Source organism: Candidatus Methylomirabilota bacterium, from assembly GCA_036002485.1.
GTDB lineage: Bacteria > Methylomirabilota > Methylomirabilia > Rokubacteriales > CSP1-6 > AR37.
Genome location: DASYTI010000057.1, coordinates 1 through 19670, shown reverse-complemented (window position 1 = coordinate 19670; position 19670 = coordinate 1). Strand labels below are relative to the sequence as shown.

The window sequence follows — 19670 nt, the reverse complement described above, 5'->3', positions numbered from 1 at the left end:
GAGGCGGCGAGCGCCGCGGCCCCCGAAGCGTAATTCTCGCTCAGCCCTCGCCTCGTGGCTTCACCCCTCAGCTCGAAATCCCACGTACGTTGAGGGGCGCCGCGGCGCTCGCCAACGAAGCAGATGGGCCTCTTTCAGTCGCCTGCCAGCGTCTGGTCCCAGATCTCTAGAAGGCGTGCATTGACGTCGGGTCGCCCGATCGTGACCCGGAGGTGCCCCGGAAAGCCCACGGCGGTGCCGTCCCGCACCAGGATCCCCGCTTTGAGCAATGCCGCGGCGAGCGCCCGTGACTGTCTCCCGACGTTGGGCAGGAGAAAGTTCGCTTGCGAGGGCGGCGCGGGACAGTCGCGCCGGGCGAACTCCGCAAGGAGGCGCGGCCGCTCCGCCAGGACCAGGGCGCGCGTGCGCTCGAGATGGGCGCGGTCCTCGAGGGCGGCCACCGCGGCCACCTGGGCGAAGCGGTTGACATTGTAGGGCGCGCGCACGCGGTTGAGCCAGCCCATGGTGTCGGGCGACCCCACGACATAGCCGACGCGCAGCCCGGCAAGCGCCGCGATCTTGGAGAAGGTACGGAGCGCGATGAGCCGGGGCAACCGCCGCGCGAGCGCCACCCCGTCCGGAGTCTCCGGGTCATCGGAGAAATCCCTGTACGCCTCGTCGAGAATCACGAGCGGGCTGTCTTCGCCCAGGGCCTGCAGGAAGCGGTCGAGCGTCCCCTTCTGGATGATCGTGGTCGCCGGATTGTGCGGGGTGCAGAGGAAGATGGCCTTGGTCCTGGGCCCCACACGCGCGAGCATGGCGTCGAGATCGGTGTCATAGCCGCGCAGCGGCACTTCGACCGGAATGGCGCCGGCCAGCAGCGTCTCGATGCCATAGGGCTCGAAGGCTGGCTTTGTCATGAGGATCTCGTCCCCGGGCTCGAAGGCCGCGCGCGCGATCAGCCCGAGGAGCTCGTCACCGCCATTGCCCACCATCAGCCATTCGGGGGGCACACCGAGCCAGGAGCCCAGGGCCTCTCGCAGCCGAGTCGAGCCGCCGTCAGGGTAGAGGTGGGCTCGGGCAGCCTCTTGCCGCAACGCCTCGATTACCTTGGGAGAGGGACCGAGCGGATTCTCATTGGCTGAGAGCCGTACGATGGCCGGCAGCCCGAGCTCCTCCGAGAGAGCCTCGAGAGACTTGCCTGCCTCATATGGAGTCACTGACTCGAGCGCTCTTCTCCATATCCGCCTCATGGTGGGACATTCTATCCCGCCGCCCAAGTGCGCGCCAGATTTGACATCCCTGACCACGGCATGTACCGTTTCGTCATGTCCACGGACCTATTCCGCCAGGTGAAGCGCGTGGAGGCGCAGGCGGAGCGGGGCTTCGAGGGGTCGGCCACCGAGCGCGCCGAACGGAAGCGGCGACTCCGACTCGAGCTCCTCCGCCAGCATCTGACCTCCAATGTCGACTTCCTCAAGGCGGCCCACCTGGGGGGCGCCTCGGGGCAGCACTCGGTGCAGGCCTATGCCGCCTTCATGGATGGGTTTCTCTCCACGCTCTTCCGCCTGGCCGTGGACGACCGCAAGCGAGATGGCATCGCGCCGGCTCCGCTCGTCCTGGTGGCCCTCGGCGGCTATGGGCGCGGCGAGCTGGGCCCGCTCTCCGATCTCGACCTCATGGTCATCTATGACGGCGAGATGGGACCATTCGTGCAGCGCGCCACCCAGGGCCTCCTCTACACGCTCTGGGATCTGGGTCTCACCGTCGGGCACTCGGTGCGCAGCCTGCCCGATTGCGTGGCCATGGCCACCACCGATTTCCCCTCGCGCACCTCCATGCAGGAGGCGCGGTATCTCGTGGGCGACCGGCGGCTCTTCCAGCGCTTCCGCAAGGTGCTCTCGGCCAATGTCTACCGGAAAGACTTCGGGCAGTTCCTGGAGACGGCGCTTGCCGAGCGCGACCAGCGCTATCGCAAGTTCGGGGGCTCGCCCTACATGGGCGAGCCCAATGTCAAGGAGTCCGCGGGGGGCCTGCGTGACCTCCACACCGCCATGTGGCTGGCCTCCACGAAGTTCGGCACGCGCACCCTCCGTGATCTTCTCGAGAAGGGGATGATCACCGAGCGCGAGCAGCGGCAGACCGACGAGGCCCTGACCTTCCTGTGGAGAGTGCGGAACGAGCTCCACTTCCTCTCCGGCCACAAGAACGACGTGCTCGCGCGAGACATTCAGCCGGAAATCGCCGCGCATTTCGGCTACACCAGCGACGAGAATTCCCTCGCCGTCGAGAAGTTCATGCGCGACTACTATCTCCACGCGCGCGTGGTCCACCGGGTGTCGAGCCAGCTCATCTTGCGCTGCCAGGAGACGCTCTCGCGCCGGAGCACGGTGCAGCGGCGCTTGCGGCAAGAGGCGCTCGCCGACGGGCTCTACGTCATGAACGAGCGCATCCACCTCGTCCACCCCGACGGTCGCGACCTGCGCGAGGATCCAGCGCGGCTCATGAAGCTCTACTGGCACTCGCACCGGCTGGGGCTCGAGCTCGGCGTGGAGGCGGAGCGGGCTGTGGAGGAAGCCCTCGATCTCGTGGATGACCGCTTCCGCCGGTCGCCCGAGGTCCGAGATCTCTTCCTCGACATCTGTCGGAGCTGGGGGCGGGTGGCCCCCACCCTCCGGAACATGCACCACGTGGGCTTTCTTGGGCGCTACCTGCCGGAGTTCGGGGCCCTCACCTGCCTCGTGCAGTACGACGTGTACCACAAGTTCACGGCCGACCAGCACTCCCTCATCGCCGTGGAGAGCCTCGAGGCGCTGGCCCCGGGCGCCTCCGCCGAGGCCCAGGGCATCGCGCAGGTGCTCAACGAGGTCGAGCGCCCGGACCTCCTGATGCTGGGCATGCTCCTGCACGATATCGGCAAGGGCAAGGGACACGGGCACGTGGCCAAGGGCATCCCCCTCGCCGAGGAGCTGACGGCGCGACTCGGACTCGCGGGGGAGGCGGCCGGCCACGTGGTTTTCCTCGTGGCCCAGCACGTGGCCCTCTCGCACATCGCGCAGCGGCGGGACGTCAATGATCCGAAGACCGTGGAGGCCCTGGCCGAGATGTGCGGGAGCCCGGAGCGTCTGCGCATGCTCTACCTGCTCACCTTCGCCGACATGCGGGCCGTCGGCCCCGGCGTCATGACGGGCTGGCAGGCCCAGGTCCTCTGGGAGCTCTATTCGGGCGCGCTCCGACGGCTGACGGGAGGCCATCCGGAAAGCGTGACGCGTGACGAGGCCACCCAGCGCGTGGCGGCCGAGCTCACCGATCCCGCCCTCCGGCGCGCCGTCCCGGGCCACCTGGCCATGGTGTCCGAGCGATACCTCGCCACCACGGCGCCCGCGCGGATGGCCGCGCACCTGCGGCTGATCGAGCGCCTGGAGGAAGATCCCGTGGCCACGGAGCTCTTCCATCACCACGATCTCGGCTCCTCCGACCTCGTGATCGTGACGCGCGACGTGCCGGGCCTGTTCTCGCTCATCGCGGGCAGCCTGGCCGCCCACGGCATCAACATCCTCTCGGCGCAGATCCACACGCGCGCCGACGGCATCGCCATCGATACCTTCCAGGTCAATGATCCCTTCGGCGAGGCGGTGACCGAGGAGGCCCGCTGGCGGCGTACCCTCGAATCCCTCCGCCGCGGGGTGCTGGGCGAGCAGCCCATCGAGGCGCTCTTCGCCGCGCGAAAGAGTATGAGAGCGGGGGAGGTCGCCGTGCCCGGCCCGCCCAAGGTCTCCGTGGACAATCACCTCTCGGACACGCATACGGTGGTCGAGGTCAAGTGCCCCGACCGCGTCGGGCTTCTCTACCTCATCACCCTCACCCTGTCGAAGCTCGGCCTCAGCATCGCGAGCGCGCGCATCGCCACCGATATCGACCACGCCTTCGACACCTTCTACGTGGTGGACCGGCGGGGCCGGCGCATCGAGGACTCCGACGAGATGGCCCGGATACGAGGGGCGCTCGAAGACGCCTTGCTGAAGCCGTGCTAGGGCACTACAAGGCTCCGCTCCACCGACTCTTCGATCCCGTGGCCAGGCTCCTCTTCCGGGCGCGCCTCCGGCCCAACCACCTGACGGTAGCGGGTCTGGGCGTGAGCATCGCCGCCGCCTATGTCTTTTCCGCCGGCCGGCTGCGCTGGGGTGCCGTCCTTCTTGCCGTGGCCGGGCTCTTCGACTTCTTCGACGGTGCGGTGGCGCGGCTCGCGGGCTCCGACAGCGACTATGGCGCCTTTCTGGATTCGGTGGTGGACCGCTACTCGGACCTGGCCGTGCTCCTGGGCATCCTCGTCTACTACGAGACGCGCGGCGACACCACGGGCGCGATCGCCACCATGGCCACCCTCGCCGGCACCTTCATGGTCAGCTATACGAAGGCGCGGGCCCAGTCCATCGGCCTCCGCTGCGAGGTCGGCATCATGGAGCGCCCCGAGCGGCTCATCGCCCTGATCGCGGGCGCCACCTTCCTCGTGCTCACGCCCATCATGGTGCTGCTCGCCGTCCTCACCAATGTCACGGCCGTCCAGCGCATCATCTACACGCGCCGGATCGCCCGGGATCTGACCCTGCGGTAGACTCGCACTATGCGGCGCGCGTGCACGGCCGTCGTCTGTATCCTCTTCGTGGCGCTCCTCGCCTCCGCGTCCACGGCGGGGCCCGCACCTGTCCGTCTGGCCCCCGAGGCGCGCGACCGCTTTGCCGCGGCCCTGCAGAGCTATCGGGCGGGCGACTGGGCGACGGCCGCGCGCGAGCTCGCCGACATTGCGCGTTCGGCGGCTCCCATCGGCGACTACGCGCTCCTTTACCAGGCGGAAAGCCTGGCGCGCCTGGGCGACCCCGCGGGCGCGCGCGTGGTGGCCCAGCAAATCCCCGACCAGTGGCCCGATAGCCGCGCCGTGCCCGCCGCGCTCATGCTCGCCGCCGAGCAGGCCTCGCGCGCGGGCGACGAGGCGGGGGCGGCCGCTCTCTGGCGCCGCGTCCTCGATCGATTCCCGGATCTGCCCGACCTCCCGCGCGTGCGGCTGGCCTGGGCCCAGGCCCTCGCCAATGCCGGGCGACTCGGCGAAGCGGCCGCGGCGTACCGCGAGCTGTGGCTCCTCCTCCCCGCTTCCCCGCAGGGCGAGGCGGCGGCGCGCGAGCTCCGCGCCCTCGAGGGCCGCGGCGTGCCCGTGGCCGCGCCCACCCCGGCCCAGCGGGTGGAGCGCGCCGAGCGTCTGGTGGCGGCGGGAACGGCCGAGGCCTCGCGCAGCGAAGCGGATCTTCTCCTCGCGGAGCGGCCCTCGACAGAGGTGGCCCTGCGCGCCCTTCACGTGGTCATGGAAGCCTCGCGCCGCCTCAATCGCGACGACGCCGCGCTGCTCGCCGTCAACCGGGCGCTCGCCCTCGCCCCCGCCGACAAGCGCGCGCCGTGGATCCTCGACTCGGCGAAGATCCAGCAGAAGAAGAATCGCGAGGGCGCCATCGTGCAGCTCGACCGCCTTCTCACCGCCGAGCCCAAGAGCGCGGAGGCGCCGGAGGCGTTGCTGCTCAAGGCGCGCCTCCTGGAGGCGGGGAGCGCGCCCAAGTCGGCGGAGCCTGTCTACGTCAGGCTGGCCCAGAGCTATCCGGAGAGTGACGAGGGTTTGGCCGCGACATGGCGGCTCGGCTGGCTCTCGTGGCTGCGCGGCGACTATGGCGAGGCCGTCGAGCGGTGGGGTCGTATTTCCTCGGTCCGCATGGCCAGCCAGGGGTATCGCGACGCTTCGACCTACTGGATCGGCCGCGCCCAGGCGGAGCTCGGCCAGACCGAGGCCGCGACCCGGCAGTTCACTCAGCTCATCGCGGAGGCGCCGCGCAGCTACTACGGCATTCTCGCCTCCCGCCGGGCTCCGCACGTCCAGCCGGGCCCGGGTCGCAATCCCGCCTCCGCTCAGCTCGCGGCATCGCTGCCCGCGGATCCTCGCGAGCTCCTCCAGGCCGAGGCGCCGTGGGCGCGCGTGGAAGCGCTGCGCGCGGTTGGGCTCGGCGACTACGCCGACGACGAGATGGATTCCATGGTGCGGCGGTCCGCCGACAATCCACGGCGGCTCTATGCCCTCTCGGCCGCCTATGCCCAGGAATCGCGCTTCTACCTGTCGCTGCGCATCCTTCGGCGGAGCTTCCTCGGCGTGGCGCGGAGCGCGCCGTCCGTGCCGCGGACCTTCTGGGATCTCTTCTATCCGATGGGATGGCGCAATGAGCTGAGCGACGCCGCCTCGCGAGCGGCCCTCGACCCGTACTTCGTGGCGGCCATGGTGCGCGAGGAGTCCTCGTTCAACCCCCAGGCGCGCTCGCGCGTGGGGGCGCGCGGGCTCATGCAGCTCATGCCCGACACCGCCCGCCCGCTCGCCAGGAGCCGCGGGCTCCCCACGAGCGAGGAGTCGCTGGACGACCCCGCGGTCAATCTCGCCCTGGGCGGCGCCTACCTGGGGGTGCTCATGAAGGAGTTCGGCGAGCCCCGCCTGGCCGTGGCCGCGTACAATGCCGGCCCCACGCGCGTGCGCGAGTGGTGGAAGAGCCGGCCCACCGAGGACCTCGAGGTGTGGGTCGAGCTCATCCCCTACGACGAGACCCGCCGCTTCGTCCGGCGCGTCATGCTCGCCTGGGAAGAGTATCGTCGACTCTACGCTCCATCCGCGGTGAGCGCCAAGCCATGACGGAGCTGGTCGCGGCCGGCTTCTGGCGCCGTCTCGCCGCGCACCTCCTCGACGGCCTCGTCGGGCTCGGCGCCTGGCTCCTGGGCTCGATGTGGCTCTTGATCGGCGTGTGGGAGCTTCGCGGCGCCCCGCGTGATCTCCGCGAGCTTCTCGTTCTCGCTCTGGCCTTGCCCGTCTTCGCGGTGGCTCTCCACGTCGCCTATCACGTCTTCATGCTCGTGGCGGGCGGCCAGACCCTGGGCAAGATGGCGGTGGGCGTCATGGTCGTGCGCCGCGATGGCGGCCCCGTAGGCGTGGGGGCGGCGTGCCTCCGTTGTCTGGGTGGCCTTCTCTCGGCGGCCAGTCTGGGATTGGGCTATGTGGGGATACTCGTGACGCGGGAGCGGCGGGGGCTGGCCGACATGCTGGCGGGAACGCGAGTCGTGGATGCGGGGTCGGCACGTGCCATGGCCGAGCTCGAGCCTGAAGTGCCAATAGTGATCGAGCACCGGCTCAGCGCCTGAAAACTGGACGGGAAGACTCGCAGACTACGGCTTCTTGCCCGGAGCTCCGGCGACGGTGGCCGGCTCGAGCGGCTCGAGAGCCTTGAGCCTGTCCTCGAGCGTGGGGTGCGTATCGAGCACACTGCCGCCCTCGTCGCGCGTGCGGACGAGCACGGCGTCCACCGCGCGCAAGGACTCGGAGAGACTACGGCGCGGCGTGGGATTGCCCATGGCACGAAGGATCTCGATGGCGCGCTGGTCGGCGGCGAGCTCCTGCTGGCGCGAGAAGGCCCGTACCACCAGCGGATTGACGAGGAAATCGAGGAGTCCCACGCCCGGCGCGAAGATACCGGCCGTGCCGAAGCCGGCATTGAGCGACAGGGCCAGGCGCCGCCGGGTCCCGACGTGATCGAGCACTTCGTGGGCAACCTCGTGGGCCACGGCGGCCTCGAGGACCGGGTTGGGCAGCCTGGCCAGACCGTCCGTGATGTAGAAGGTCGCGTCCTCGTCGGTATAGGCCGCCGCGTGCTGGCTCTTGATGAAGGAGAAGCTATAGCGGGTGGGATCGTCGCCGGCCGCCACCGCGGCGCGGTGCAGGATATTCGCCACCCGGCGCGTATTGGGGTCCGTGGGCGAGGGATAGTAGGTACCGGCGGGCAGGGAGGCACAGCCGGCCGACCAGACCGCCACAACGAGGATGACGAGCAAGCTCCGCCGTCGCATGGGAACCCACATCCTATCGCCGGTTAGCCCGCCTGATCAAGAAATCCCCAGCTTTGGTCCTGGGCCAAGTTGCGAGCCAGACCAACCCAGCCCTCGCCTCGGGGCTACGCCCCTCAGCTCGAAAGGCCACGCCCGAGGGAGCCAGCAGTGCGAGGCGTACTTTCTGTACGTTGAGCGCTGCTGGCGACCGCGAACGTGGCCTTTCGAGCTGAGCGGCCCCGCCGCGAGGCGAGAGCTGAGTAGAATTGGCGAGCAAATTGGTCCAGGACCCCTACGGGTCGTCGGGGCGGATCGTCTCCCACTCCGCCTCGAAGGCCTGGGCCAGGGCCGGGCAATCGAGGGCCAGGACATTCTCCCGGTTGCGGCGCTCCGCTCCCTCGGTCCAGTTGAAGCTCCCGGTGATGACCCAGCGACCGTCCACCACCGCGAACTTATCGTGGAGCAGTCGCCCGACACGCGAGACCTCCACCTCTATGCCGGCCGCGCGCAGTCGTGACAGGAGTGCCCCTTGAGCCTTGCCCGCGCTCTGGACATGGTCGGATTTGATGGATACGCGCACGCCGGCCTGGGCAAGGTCCAGCAGCGCCTGCTCGATCTTGCGGCTCGTCAACCCGTAGATGGCGATGTGCACGGTGACGCGGGCCTGGCCGAGGGTGTCGACGACGAGGGCCTCGGCGCCGCCATGGGGAGAGAAGCGGACCAGCCCAGGACAGGTGAATCCAACCTCCGGAGGATGCTGGGCGTGGGAGGCAAGAGCCGGGCGGGAAGCGGGGGTCAGAAGCGCCAGGACGAGCACCCACCCTGCCCATGGACGGGGCCGGATCACCCGGCCATTATCTCAATCGGGGGGCGTGGGCCAAAGGTTTCCAGGTCGCGCGAATCTCTCGGCGCGCGAACCTGTTAGGATGGTCGATGAGTCCAAGGAGAGGGAGATCAGTTCATGTTGATCAAGCGTGACCAGGACAGGAAAGTTCGAGGAGAGGACATCCCGGCCTCGGAGATCACCGAGGAGCGGCTCTATCTCGATCGGCGGGCCTTCATTGCGGGAGCCGCGGCGCTGGCCCTGGTGCCTTCCCGGGCCTCGGCGCAGGGGAATCTCGCCCCGCTCAAGGCGGCCAGGAACCCGGCCTTCACGCTGCCCGACGCGCTGACCTCGTACAAGAACGTCACCTCCTACAACAACTTCTACGAGTTCGGCACCAACAAGGAGGACCCGGAGCGGCTGCAGGCCTCGCTGAAAACGCGCCCATGGGCGGTCAAGGTCGAGGGGTTCTGCGCCAAACCCAAGACCTTCGACATAGAGGAGATCCTGAAGTTCCCTCTCGAGGAGCGGGTGTACCGGCTCCGCTGCGTCGAGGCTTGGTCCATGGTCATTCCGTGGATAGGCTTTCCCTTGAAAGATCTGCTCAAGCGCGTGGAGCCCACGGGGCAGGCCAAGTACGTCGAGTTCACCACCCTCGTCGACCCGAAGATGTTTCCGGGACAAAGGCGAGGCCTCTTCGGCTTCGCTCTCGACTGGCCCTATACGGAAGGGCTCCGGCTCGACGAGGCCATGCATCCCCTGACCCTCATGACCGTCGGACTCTACGGCCAGGTCCTCCCGAACCAGAACGGCGCGCCGTTCCGCGTGGTGGTGCCGTGGAAGTACGGCTTCAAGAGCGCCAAGTCCCTGGTCAAGATCCGCCTCACCGCGGAGGAGCCCAAGACCGCCTGGAACAAGGCCGCGCCCAGCGAGTATGGCTTCTATTCGAACGTGAACCCGCAGGTCGACCATCCCCGCTGGACTCAGGCCACCGAGCGCCGCATTCCAGAGGTGCGTCGCCGCGAGACGCTGATGTTCAATGGCTATGGCGATCAGGTCGCTTCGATGTACACGGGGATGGACCTGCGGAAGTTCTACTAGAAATCGCGTGACGTATCGCAGGCGGGTCGCTCTCAAGGCCGCCGTCTGGGTGGCCAGCCTCTGGCCCCTCGGGGTCCTGGTGCGTGGTTGGTTCGCTGACGATCTCACCGCCAATCCCATCGACTACATCACGCGGACCCTGGGGCTCACCGCCCTCGTCCTGCTCCTGACCAGTCTCGGCATGACCCCGCTGCGCATCTTGTTCCGCTGGTCCTGGCCCATCCAGTTTCGCCGCCTTCTCGGCCTCCTGGCCTTCTTCTACGTCTGCCTGCACTTCACCGTCTGGATAGGGCTCGATCACTTCTTCGCGTGGAAGCGCATGGGGCAGGACGTTCTCAAGCGCCCCTTCATCACGGTGGGCGTCCTCGCCCTCGTGCTCCTCATCCCCCTCGCCCTCACGTCGACCCAGGGCATGATCAAGCGCCTGGGCGGCGCCCGGTGGCGACTGCTCCATCGCGCCGTCTACGTGGCGGGGGTGCTCGGGGTGCTCCACTTCCTGTGGCTGGCCAAGAAGGGCCGCACGACGCCGTACTACTACGCCATCGTGCTGGCCGCCCTGCTCGCCGTGCGGCTGTGGGACTGGGGGCGGAAAAAACTGGCTTCGCGAGCCCTAAAAAACGAACCCTCTCCCCCACTGGGGGAGAGGGCGGGCTAACGAGCTTCGAGCGGGGCGCCGCTCAGTCGCTACTTCGCCGGCGTGTAGTACGGGTTGGTGCCGGCCGCGTGGTCGGTGGAGTCCAGTACTTCCTCGATCTCCGGAAGCTCTTCCTTGATGAGGCGCTCGATGCCGGCCTTCAGCGTGACATCCGCCGCGCCGCAGCCCTGACAGCCGCCGCCCATCTGGAGGTAGACCTTGTTGTCCTTGACTTCTATCAGCTGGACGAAGCCACCATGGCCGGCCACGGCCGGATTGATGGTCGAGTCAATCAGCTCCTGCACCTTGGTCGCCAGTTCCTCGCTCATGTCCTCACCTCCCTGGGGCGCCTAGTCTACACCCAGACGGGGGGCGAATGCATGCTTGCCTTGACAGTGGCGGCCCTCGCCCCTAGCATCGCGCGAGACCCCTACCCGGAGGCTTCGTCCATGGACTACGCCGATTACCAGCACCTGCTCTTCGACCGCCGGAAGAACGGGGTCGTGCTCATCACGATCAACCGTCCCGAAGTGATGAACGCCACCAATGCGCGGCTGCACTGGGAGCTGACCCAGGTGTGGCTCACCATCGACGCCGATCCGGCGGCGCGCGTGGCCCTCGTCACCGGAGCGGGACGGGCCTTCTCGGCGGGCGGAGATATCGCGCTCGTCGAGGACATGGCGGGGAATCCCGAGGCGGCCGCCCGAACGATGCGCGAGGCCGCGGACCTCGTGTACAACATCATCAACCTCGACAAGCCGGTGATCTCCGCCATCAATGGGGTGGCGGTGGGGGCCGGCCTCGTGGTGGCCCTGCTCGCCGATGTCAGCATCATCTCGGAGACGGCCAGGTTCACGGACGGCCACACGCGGCTCGGCGTGGCCGCGGGCGATCACGCCGCCATCATCTGGCCTCTCCTCTGCGGCATGGCCAAGGCCAAGTACTATCTCCTCACGAGCGATTTCATCGACGGTCGTGAGGCCGAGCGCATCGGTCTCGTCAGCCGTTGCGTTCCCGCCGACAAGCTCATGGAGACGGCCCTGGCCGTGGCCGAGGGGCTGGCCGGGGGCAGCCAGCCCGCGATCCGGTTCACCAAGCGTGCGCTCAACAACTGGCTGCGCCAGGCCGGACCCATCTTCGACCACTCGCTCGCCCTCGAGATGCTGTGCTTCGGCTTCGAGGATGTGAAGGAAGGCGCCCGCGCCATCCGCGAGAAGCGCCCCCCGTCCTTTCCGTCGGCGCGGTGAGCCGCGCGGCCGCCCCCGCTAGGCCATGCCGTGAGGGCGACGGCGCGCCGCGGGCGCGCCGGGGTCGAGCTCGACCACGAGGCCGTCGCCCCAGCCGTACTTGCTCTTCGAGCGGGCCTGGATGTCGCGGACCAGCTCGGGGGCGCTGGCCGCGCGCACCACGCGCGCGCGGCCGCGGAACTTCCGGCCGTCCACGCTCCACCGCACGCGCGGCTCCTCCAGGAGGTTCTGCACCCAGTGGGCGCGGAGCCGGCGCTCGGACACGAGATAGAAGCAGCGCCCGCGCCGCGTGAACCAGATCTCGATCTCGCGCGGCCGCCCCGTCTTCCGGCCGCGCGTCGTGAGATAGAGGTATTGCGGCTCCTCCGACGCGGCGGGGTCCGGCATCGACTCTTTACGTGATGTCGCTGGACTGGATGCGCTTGACCCCGGCCTTCTGCATGGCCGCCCAGGCCTTGGCGAGCGATCCCTCCGTGTCGATGCCGCGGCAGGCATCCTCGATCACCGAGGCCTGAAGTCCCACCTTGCGAGCATCCAGGGCCGACCAGCCCACGCAGAAGTCCGTGGCCAGGCCGACGAAGTAGAGATTGCGGAGCCCGCGGTCCCGGACATAGCCCCGGAGCCCCGTGGTCGCCTTGCCGTCGGCCTCGAAGAAGGCCGAGTAGGAGTCCATGTGCTGCCGGTATCCCTTGCGAATGATGAGCTCGGCGTGCGGGACCTTGAGGTCCTTGTGAAAGTCCGCGCCGGGCGTGCCTTGCACGCAGTGATCGGGCCAGAGCACCTGGGTCCCGTAGCCGAGGGCCACCGTCTCGAAGGGCTTCTTGCCGGCATGGGTCGAGGCGAAGGAGATGTGCCCCGGCGTATGCCAGTCCTGAGTCAGGATCACATGCCGGAAGCCCGCGGCGATCTTGTTCACCAGCGGAACGATCTGATCACCCTCCTTGACGGGAAGGGCGCCCCCGGGAATGAAGTCGTTCTGCACGTCCACGATCACGAGCAGCGCATGATCATCCGGCTTGATCTTGCCGCCCGTGCCCTGGGCGCTGGCCTGGCCGGCCCGCGTCATGAGCCCGGCCGCCGCCGCCCCCGCCACCCCGGAGAGGAACTCGCGTCGATTGGATCTCGTCATGGGACACCTCCTGGTTGTCGCCAAGTATAGTCGCGAGCCGCGCCCCCCGCGAGGTCGCCCCGCGTGAGCAGCATGACGGCTCCGCCTGTGCGATAATCCTCGCACAAAACGCTCGCCTGCTCGCGGGCCGAGCCCGAGGACTTTGATGCCGAAGCTCAAGAAGCCGCGCGAGATGCCCTCGCCGCCCGTCACGTCGCGGCCGGACTGGATCATCGCGGGGTTGGCCCTCGTGGGTCTGGCCGTGGCCGGCTACCTGACCGCGCTGAAGCTGGGCGGCAATCAAACCTTCCTCTGCCGCGACGGCAGCGGCTGCGACATCGTCCAGGCCAGTCGCTATTCGCTCCTCGCCGGTCTCCCCACCGCCCTCTGGGGCGCCACCGTCTACGCCGCCATCTTGGTCCTGAGCGTCATCCCGCAAACCGTGCGGCGCTGGCAGACGGCCTTCATGTTCGTCTCGGCCGCGGTGGCCTTCTCGATCTACCTCACGTACCTGTCGGTCTTCGTGATCGGCGCCACCTGCCCCTACTGCCTCGCCTCGGGCGCCATCTCGCTCCTGCTCCTCGTGACCATGATGGTGAGGCGGCCCGCGGCCCCTGCCCGGGCGTATTCGCTGAAGCACCTGGCCGGACTCGGCATCACGGCGGGCGTGGCCGCGGTGATCTTCGGCGCGTTCATCTTCGCCGCGGACTTCTCCACGCCCGCGGGATACCAGATGGCTCTCGCCGAGCATCTCAAGAAGAACCAGGCCGTGTTCTACGGCGCCCACTGGTGACCCGCGTGCAAAGAGCAAAAGGCCCGGTTCGGGCCTGCCGCGGAGCGTCTGCCGTACGTGGAGTGCAATCCCACGGGCGATCATAAGACGATCGATGAGCGCTGCGTGAGGGCGGGCGTGCGCGCCTATCCCACGTGGATGATCGGCGGCCAGAAGCACGAGGGAGTGCTGTCCCTCGAGCGCCTCGCCGAGCTCTCCAGGTTCCGCTACACGACGCAGGCGGGCGCCCGGCCGTGACGCCGCGTGAGCTGGCCGCGCTCATGGCGGGCGAGGCGCCCCACGCCGTCCTCGATCTCCGCGAGCGCGCGGCTTATGAGCGCGGGCATATCTTCCGCGCGACCTCTCTGCCCCGGCGGCTCCTCGAGTTCAGGCTGCGCGATCTCGTGTCGGCGAAGGGCACGCCCCTCGTATTGTGTGACGGCGACGGCACCCTGGCCGCGCTCGCCTCGCCCATGGTGCGCGCCATGGGCTATACCGACGTCCGCACGCTCGAGGGAGGGCTTGGCGACTGGTGCGCGGGAGGGCGGGAAACCGTCACGGGCATCAACGTGCCGAGCAAGGCGTTCGGGGAATGGGCCCTCCATCACCTCGGCACGCCCGAGATCCCCCCTCACGAGCTGAAGCGGCGGATCGATGGCGGCGAAGACTTGGTCATCGTGGATTCGCGCACGCCCGAGGAGTATCACCGGGGCTGTATCCCGGGCTCCGTGAGCATGCCGGGGGGCGAGCTCACCCTGCGGATCGGCGAGCTCGCCACGAAACCCGAGACCACCATCGTCGTCCACTGCGGCGGCCGCACCCGGAGCTATATCGGCGCCGAGTCTCTCCGGCGCATGAGGCTGCCCAATCCCATCGTGGCCCTCGAGAACGGCACCATGGGTTGGGAGCTGGCCGGCTTTGCCCTCGAGCGGGGAGCCCAGCGCTGGGCGCCCGCGGTGTCGGAGGCGGGCCGCGAGCGGGCGCGCGCGGTGGCGGCGCGGGTGGCCAAGGATGACGGGATCGCATCCATCACGGCGGTCGAGCTGAGCAATCTCTGGGCCCGTCGCGCCGAGGAGAATGTCGTCGTCCTCGATGTCCGCATGCGCGAGGAATACGAGGCCGGTCATTTGGCGGGCGCCGCGTGGGCCCCCGGTGGCCAGGCCGTCCAGGCCACCGACGAGTACATCGCGGTGCGCGCCGCGCGCGTCGTGCTGGTCTGCGATGGCGCCGGCCGCTCGGTCATGACCGCCTCGTGGCTCAAGCGCATGGGTCTGCCTCAGGTGGCGGTGCTCTCGGGCGGGCTCCCCGCATGGATCGAGCAGGGCGGCGCCATCGAGACCGGCCATCCCGAGGCCGAGCCGTGGGGATTCGCGGCGGCGCGGGAGGTGGTGGGCAGCCTCGTGGCGGCGGAGCTCAAGGCCGCGCTCGCGGGAGGACAGCCGCCCACCGTGCTCAGCGTCGATCCGAGCGATGTCTATGCCCGCGGCCACGTGCCGGGCGCGGCATGGCTGTGCCGCAGCCGCCTCGAGCTCAAGGCTCCACAGGCTCTCCCCGATCGGACACGGGCCCTCGTTCTCACGTGCCGCGACGGGCGGCCCTCGACGCTCGCCGCGGCCGCGCTCGCGCGCGTCGGCTATGCCGCCGTCCGCGTGCTGGACGGTGGCACCTCTGCGTGGGAGCGGGTGGGGCTCGCGCTCGAGACGGGCAAGAGCCGACTCCTCGACGAGACCGACGATGTGGTGCTCAAGCCGTACGAGAAGGGCCGCGAGGCCATGGAGGCCTATCTGAAATGGGAAGTCGATCTCGACCCCGCCGCCCTCGACGCCGCGCGGTCAAAGTAAGCCGCCGCGCGAAGCGTCCCGCACGACCCCGGGCCCGCACGAAGGCGGCCCGGGGGCCGGCCGCCTTCAAGAGCCCGGGCCTCGTCGTGACCACGGAGTGGCTGGCCGCGGTTCTATCTGATCCTCGCGGGGGCGGGGAGAACTCTCGCGTGCGCGTGGTGGACGGCACCTGGCACATGCCTCAGCTCCAGCGCAGCGCGCGCCGCGAGTTCGAGGAAGGGCATATCCCCGGGGCGGTCTTCTTCGACATCGACGAGATCGCCGATCGCACCACGCCTCTTCCCCACATGCTTCCCGCGGCGGCGGAGTTCTCCCGCCACATGAGCGCGCTGGGGCTGTCGAGCCATGACCTCATCGTGGTCTATGACACCCGCGGCGTGGTCAGCGCCGCGCGCGTCTGGTGGACCTTCCGGGCCTTCGGGCACGATCGGGTGGCTGTGCTCGACGGCGGACTCAAGAAGTGGAAGGCCGAGGGGCGTCCCCTCGCCACGGGGGCGCCCACCCCCGCCGTCCGTCGCTTCCGCGCCAAGCTCCGGCCCGCGCTCGTGCGCGGGCTCGAGCAGATGCGACGCAATGTCGACACGCGTCGCGAGCAGGTGCTGGACGCTCGCTCGCGCGGCCGCTTTTACGGCACCGAGGCCGAGCCGCGTCAGGGGCTGCGCGCCGGCCACATTCCGGGCAGCTTCAACCTGCCCTATGACATGCTCTACCGGCCGGACGGCACCCTCCTTCCTCCCGAGGGGCTCAAGGAGGCGTTTCGCGAGGCGGGACTGGATCCGCGCAAACCGGTGGCGACCACCTGCGGCTCGGGGGTGACGGCCTCGGTGCTGGCCCTGGGGCTTCACGTGATCGGGCACAAGAAGGTCGCGGTCTATGACGGCTCGTGGACGGAGTGGGGCGGCCGCTCCGACACACCGGTCGAGCTCTGAGGAGGAGATCGATGACGGTGTACACGTTCAAGCAGTTCCTCGAGGATCTCGAGGCGATCACGAGCAAGGAGCAGGACCCCGAGGTCATCACCCGCCGGGCGGCGCCGTTCCTCGAGAAGCTCTGCGGCAATCCGGAGGCGATTCCCGCCGAGTATCGCACCGCGCCGGCGGGTCAGCGGGGCCGCTACATCCTCCACCGGGGCCCGCGATTCAACGTCACCTCGGTGATCTGGCCGCCGGGTGACGAGGCCCGCTCTCACGATCATGAAACGTGGGGCCTGGTGGGGGTGGTCGAGAACGAGATCCAGGAGACGCGCTATGTCTCCACGGGCGCGCGCTCCCTCGGAGGCAAGGTGGCGCTCGAAGTGCGCGAGGTGCTTCGTCACAAGCCCGGCGCCGTGTCCCGACTCGTGCCACCCCACGACGAGATCCACGCCATGCACAATCCAACCACCAAGGACACGCTGGAGATCCACGTCTACGGCAAGGACCTCATGGGCCTCCAGCGCCACGTCTTCGACGCCGACGGCACCGTGAAGTCTCTGGTGAGCGGCAAATACATGAACTGCTGAGCATGGACATGCTTCAGGGTGCGATCGGCCACCCTCACCCCGGCCCTCTCCCTGGAAGGGAGAGGGAGACTTTTGAACCCTCTCCCCAGGAGGGGGAGAGGGCCGTAGTTCGAGCTGAGCGGCAGAGCCGCGAGGCGAGGGCTGAGTTAGTGAGGGGGAGTCCTCGATGAAGATCGCGGACATTCGCGCGTTTCCCACGTCGTTTCCCGTCCCGCCCGAGGCCCGTGTCTCGCTGGGCATCGGGATGGCGGTCAAGCGCGACGCCGTCGTGGTCAAGGTGACGACGGACGGGGGCCTGGTCGGCTGGGGCGAGTCGCATCACGGCCGCTCGCCCGGCGCGGTCGCCCACCACGCCAATACCACGCTCAAGCAGCTCGTCATGGGAATGGACGCATCTGATGTTGTTGGGGTGTGGGCCAAGATCTACAAGATGCAGCTGGGCTCCCACGGGATGGGCGCGGCCACGGCCATCGCCATGAGCGGCATCGACATGGCGCTCTGGGATATACGCGGCAAGGCGGTGGGCTGGCCGCTCTATCGTCTTCTCGGCGGCGCGGCGCGCCCCATCCCCGCGTATGCGGGCGGTGTCTCGCTCGGCTATCAGGAGCCCGCGGCGCTCGTGGACGAGGCGCGTGTCCACGTCGAGGCGGGCTACAAGGCGGTCAAGCTCCGTATCGGCGATGCTCCCACGCGTGATCTCGAGCGCGTGGCGGCGGTGCGCAAGGCCTTCGGCGAGGGGCTGACCATTCTCTCTGACGCCAATACCGGCTACACCGTGGCGGATGCGCGCCAGGCCATGCCGGGACTGGAGGCTCATGCCGTGGGCTGGCTCGAGGAGCCCTTTCCGCCCCACGACCACCGGAGCTATGCGCAGGCGGCCACCTTTGCCCGCGTACCCTTGGCCGCCGGCGAAAATCACTACACGCGCTTCGAGTTCTCCCGCGTGATCGAGGACCGGGTGATCACCATCCTGCAGCCCGATCTTTCCAAGACCGGGGGCATCACGGAAGGGCTGCGCATCGCGGCCCTCGCCTCGACGTGGAAGCTCTCCATCAACCCGCATACCTCGATGACCGGCCTCAACATGGCCGCCTGCATCCATTTTCTGGCCGCCATCGACAATGCCGGCTATTTCGAGGCCGACGTCTCCACGTACAACCTCTTCCGCGACAAGCTCGGCAGCGAGCCCTACCGGATCGGCACGGACGGCTGCGTGCGGCCGCTGGAGAAGCCCGGCCTCGGCGTCGAGATCGACGAAGCTTTTCTGACAGCTCACCCGGTGATCGAGGGCCCCGGCTATGTTTGAGGACCGTGGCGGTCTTCGCCTGTCCACCACTTCCGAGCGCGCCGCCGAGCAGTACCGGCTCGGCGTGGACGCGTTCCTCTCGGCGAGCGCGGGCGTCGAGCCGGCACTCGAGGCGGCCCTCGAGGCGGATCCAGACTTCGCGCTGGGTCACGCTGCCCGCGCCCGTGGCCTGCAGGCCCGCGGCGCCGTTCCCGCCGCCAAGGAGGCGATTGGCCGGGCGCGCGCGCTCGCGGGCGGGGTCACACCGCGCGAGCGCCGCCACATCGAGGCGCTCTCCCTCGCCATCGACGGCGAGCTGACGGGCGGGCTCGCCCTCGTGCGCGAGCACCTCGCGGACACGCCACGCGATGCCCTCGTGCTGTCGCTCGTCACCGGGGTCTACAGCCTCGTGGGAGCCAGCGGCCGGCGGGATCGCGACAAGCTGCTTCGGGACTTGCTCGATGGGGTCGCGTCCGCCTACGAGGACGACTGGTGGTTCCTGGGCATGCACGGCTTCGCCTGCACGGAGTCGGGCAGCCCGGCGGAGGGCCGGCGCAAGATCGAGCGGTCGCTCACGCTCCGGCCGCGCAACGCGAACGCCGCCCACGCCCTCGCGCACGTCTTCTATGAGGAAGGCGACAGTATCGGGGGCGCCGACTTCGTGAACGGGTGGATCCCCGGATACGAGCGCGCGGCCCAGCTGCACTGCCATCTCTCCTGGCATCTCTCGCTCTTCGAGCTCGGGGCGGGGCGCGGCGCGCGCGCGCTCGCCGTCTACGAGGACAGCATCCGTCCCGGCGTCGCGCGCTCCGCGGCCACGGGGGCGGTGGCGGACAGCAGCGCGTTCCTGTGGCGCTGCCAGCTCTGGGGAGTGGGCCCCGCCGCGCTTCCGTGGGGCGAGATCCGGGACTTTGCCGCTCGGTCCTTTCCGCGACCGAGCACGGCCTTTGCCGAGGCCCACATCGTCATGGCGCTGGCGGCGGCGGGCGACCACGCGGCGGTCGAGAGCCGGCTCGCCGAGCTGCGGAAGATGGAGCGGGAAGGACGCCAGCCCGCCGGCCCCGTGGTCGCCGACGTCGCCGAGGGTATGGCCGCCTTCGCGCGCGGTGACTATGGCGAGGCCATCCGTCTCATCGAGCCGGTCTTCGAGGAGATCGTGCGGGTCGGAGGCAGCCGCGCCCAGCGCGACGTCTTCGAGCAGACGCTGCTGAGCTCGTATCTACGGGCGGGCCGGACCAAGGATGCCGAGGCGCTCTTCCGCCAGCGCCTGGAAGGCCGCCCCGCCGTGCCCGGTCATCTCTCCCGCTAGTCCCTCTCGCTGAGGGGGGAGAGGACCGAGCTACTGCTTGGGCTCCGGCGCGGCCTGAGAGACCCTGGCGCGGATCGCGGCCGCCGCGTCCTGCATCTGCTTGACGACGCTGGGCCGGAAGCGCGCCCGCCAGAGCTCCGCGAGGGCATCGTACGTCTTGGCCTGGAGCGG

At 69.2% G+C, this 19670-nt stretch carries 20 protein-coding genes; 14 read left to right on the top strand and 6 right to left on the bottom strand.

All coding sequences use genetic code 11. The annotated features are described in order from the left end of the window. Window positions 1–134 precede the first annotated feature (134 nt). Window positions 135–1232, bottom strand: a complete 1098-nt coding sequence (hisC, locus tag VGT00_06335; protein HEV8531015.1) for a histidinol-phosphate transaminase — start codon at window positions 1230–1232, stop codon at window positions 135–137. A gap of 27 nt (window positions 1233–1259) precedes the next feature. Here hisC and glnD point away from each other — a divergent pair, with 27 nt between their 5' ends. From glnD to VGT00_06315, 4 genes are read left to right on the top strand one after another with little or no spacing between them, the layout of a single operon-like run. Further along, on the top strand, window positions 1260–4013 hold the full coding sequence (glnD, locus tag VGT00_06330) for a [protein-PII] uridylyltransferase (protein ID HEV8531014.1): 2754 nt from the start codon (window positions 1260–1262) through the stop codon (window positions 4011–4013). After that, entirely contained in the window at window positions 4007–4594 is a 588-nt protein-coding gene (locus VGT00_06325; protein HEV8531013.1) for a CDP-alcohol phosphatidyltransferase family protein, read from the top strand. The genes glnD and VGT00_06325 overlap by 7 nt, the downstream gene beginning before the upstream one ends. A 9-nt stretch (window positions 4595–4603) precedes the next feature. Then, complete coding sequence (locus VGT00_06320; GenBank protein ID HEV8531012.1) at window positions 4604–6694, top strand: transglycosylase SLT domain-containing protein; 2091 nt, start codon at window positions 4604–4606, stop codon at window positions 6692–6694. Beyond that, on the top strand, window positions 6691–7197 hold the full coding sequence (locus VGT00_06315) for an RDD family protein (protein HEV8531011.1): 507 nt from the start codon (window positions 6691–6693) through the stop codon (window positions 7195–7197). Before VGT00_06320 ends, VGT00_06315 begins: the two co-directional genes overlap by 4 nt. Before the next feature lie 24 nt (window positions 7198–7221). Here VGT00_06315 and VGT00_06310 read toward each other — a convergent pair whose 3' ends face one another. Then, window positions 7222–7899, bottom strand: coding sequence for a M48 family metalloprotease (locus VGT00_06310; protein HEV8531010.1), 678 nt, complete (start codon window positions 7897–7899; stop codon window positions 7222–7224). 271 nt (window positions 7900–8170) lie between these two features. After that, entirely contained in the window at window positions 8171–8725 is a 555-nt protein-coding gene (locus VGT00_06305) for a phospholipase D-like domain-containing protein (GenBank protein HEV8531009.1), read from the bottom strand. A gap of 114 nt (window positions 8726–8839) precedes the next feature. On the opposite strand from VGT00_06305, the gene msrP reads away from it, so the two are divergent. Together msrP and VGT00_06295 are read left to right on the top strand one after the other, a co-directional pair. After that, window positions 8840–9802: a protein-methionine-sulfoxide reductase catalytic subunit MsrP gene (msrP, locus tag VGT00_06300; protein ID HEV8531008.1), complete on the top strand. Its 963-nt coding sequence runs from the start codon at window positions 8840–8842 to the stop codon at window positions 9800–9802. 7 nt (window positions 9803–9809) lie between these two features. Further along, window positions 9810–10457, top strand: coding sequence for a protein-methionine-sulfoxide reductase heme-binding subunit MsrQ (locus VGT00_06295; GenBank protein HEV8531007.1), 648 nt, complete (start codon window positions 9810–9812; stop codon window positions 10455–10457). A gap of 29 nt (window positions 10458–10486) precedes the next feature. Here the strand turns inward: VGT00_06295 and VGT00_06290 are convergent, their stop codons facing one another. Then, window positions 10487–10765, bottom strand: a complete 279-nt coding sequence (locus VGT00_06290) for a NifU family protein (protein HEV8531006.1) — start codon at window positions 10763–10765, stop codon at window positions 10487–10489. 120 nt (window positions 10766–10885) lie between these two features. Between VGT00_06290 and VGT00_06285 the strand changes: the two genes are divergently transcribed. Continuing rightward, a complete protein-coding gene (locus tag VGT00_06285; protein HEV8531005.1) occupies window positions 10886–11683 on the top strand; it encodes an enoyl-CoA hydratase/isomerase family protein in 798 nt (265 codons plus the stop codon). An 18-nt stretch (window positions 11684–11701) separates the two neighbouring features. On the opposite strand, the gene VGT00_06280 is transcribed toward VGT00_06285, so the two are convergent. Together VGT00_06280 and pncA are read right to left on the bottom strand one after the other, a co-directional pair. Further along, on the bottom strand, window positions 11702–12070 hold the full coding sequence (locus VGT00_06280) for a nitroreductase/quinone reductase family protein (GenBank protein HEV8531004.1): 369 nt from the start codon (window positions 12068–12070) through the stop codon (window positions 11702–11704). A gap of 7 nt (window positions 12071–12077) precedes the next feature. Beyond that, complete coding sequence (gene pncA, locus VGT00_06275) at window positions 12078–12749, bottom strand: bifunctional nicotinamidase/pyrazinamidase (GenBank protein ID HEV8531003.1); 672 nt, start codon at window positions 12747–12749, stop codon at window positions 12078–12080. 208 nt (window positions 12750–12957) lie between these two features. Here pncA and VGT00_06270 point away from each other — a divergent pair, with 208 nt between their 5' ends. The 7 genes from VGT00_06270 (at window position 12958) to VGT00_06240 (ending at window position 19499) form a co-directional block, all read left to right on the top strand. After that, the gene (locus VGT00_06270; protein HEV8531002.1) at window positions 12958–13584 is read left to right on the top strand and encodes a vitamin K epoxide reductase family protein; all 627 of its coding nucleotides are present in this window, start codon (window positions 12958–12960) and stop codon (window positions 13582–13584) included. A gap of 105 nt (window positions 13585–13689) precedes the next feature. Further along, the gene (locus VGT00_06265; protein ID HEV8531001.1) at window positions 13690–13821 is read left to right on the top strand and encodes a hypothetical protein; all 132 of its coding nucleotides are present in this window, start codon (window positions 13690–13692) and stop codon (window positions 13819–13821) included. Further along, window positions 13818–15404 (top strand): rhodanese-like domain-containing protein, encoded by a 1587-nt coding sequence (locus tag VGT00_06260; protein HEV8531000.1) that lies wholly within the window; start codon window positions 13818–13820, stop codon window positions 15402–15404. The genes VGT00_06265 and VGT00_06260 overlap by 4 nt, the downstream gene beginning before the upstream one ends. Window positions 15405–15490: 86 nt before the next feature. Beyond that, complete coding sequence (gene sseA, locus VGT00_06255; protein HEV8530999.1) at window positions 15491–16333, top strand: 3-mercaptopyruvate sulfurtransferase; 843 nt, start codon at window positions 15491–15493, stop codon at window positions 16331–16333. Between the two features lie 11 nt (window positions 16334–16344). Then, entirely contained in the window at window positions 16345–16905 is a 561-nt protein-coding gene (locus VGT00_06250) for a cysteine dioxygenase family protein (protein ID HEV8530998.1), read from the top strand. A gap of 166 nt (window positions 16906–17071) precedes the next feature. After that, window positions 17072–18211 (top strand): mandelate racemase/muconate lactonizing enzyme family protein, encoded by a 1140-nt coding sequence (locus VGT00_06245; GenBank protein HEV8530997.1) that lies wholly within the window; start codon window positions 17072–17074, stop codon window positions 18209–18211. Next, window positions 18204–19499, top strand: a complete 1296-nt coding sequence (locus tag VGT00_06240; GenBank protein HEV8530996.1) for a tetratricopeptide repeat protein — start codon at window positions 18204–18206, stop codon at window positions 19497–19499. Before VGT00_06245 ends, VGT00_06240 begins: the two co-directional genes overlap by 8 nt. Window positions 19500–19670: the final 171 nt, after the last annotated feature.

Coding starts and splice junctions, on each gene's coding strand:
- msrP (HEV8531008.1), top strand. CDS start 8,840: ATGTTGATCAAGCGTGACCAGGACAGGAAAGTTCGAGGAGAGGACATC.
- VGT00_06250 (HEV8530998.1), top strand. CDS start 16,345: ATGACGGTGTACACGTTCAAGCAGTTCCTCGAGGATCTCGAGGCGATC.
- pncA (HEV8531003.1), bottom strand. CDS start 12,749: ATGACGCGGGCCGGCCAGGCCAGCGCCCAGGGCACGGGCGGCAAGATC.
- VGT00_06280 (HEV8531004.1), bottom strand. CDS start 12,070: ATGCCGGACCCCGCCGCGTCGGAGGAGCCGCAATACCTCTATCTCACG.
- VGT00_06290 (HEV8531006.1), bottom strand. CDS start 10,765: ATGAGCGAGGAACTGGCGACCAAGGTGCAGGAGCTGATTGACTCGACC.
- hisC (HEV8531015.1), bottom strand. CDS start 1,232: ATGAGGCGGATATGGAGAAGAGCGCTCGAGTCAGTGACTCCATATGAG.
- VGT00_06315 (HEV8531011.1), top strand. CDS start 6,691: ATGACGGAGCTGGTCGCGGCCGGCTTCTGGCGCCGTCTCGCCGCGCAC.
- VGT00_06245 (HEV8530997.1), top strand. CDS start 17,072: ATGAAGATCGCGGACATTCGCGCGTTTCCCACGTCGTTTCCCGTCCCG.
- VGT00_06270 (HEV8531002.1), top strand. CDS start 12,958: ATGCCGAAGCTCAAGAAGCCGCGCGAGATGCCCTCGCCGCCCGTCACG.
- VGT00_06320 (HEV8531012.1), top strand. CDS start 4,604: ATGCGGCGCGCGTGCACGGCCGTCGTCTGTATCCTCTTCGTGGCGCTC.
- VGT00_06240 (HEV8530996.1), top strand. CDS start 18,204: ATGTTTGAGGACCGTGGCGGTCTTCGCCTGTCCACCACTTCCGAGCGC.
- VGT00_06285 (HEV8531005.1), top strand. CDS start 10,886: ATGGACTACGCCGATTACCAGCACCTGCTCTTCGACCGCCGGAAGAAC.
- VGT00_06310 (HEV8531010.1), bottom strand. CDS start 7,899: ATGCGACGGCGGAGCTTGCTCGTCATCCTCGTTGTGGCGGTCTGGTCG.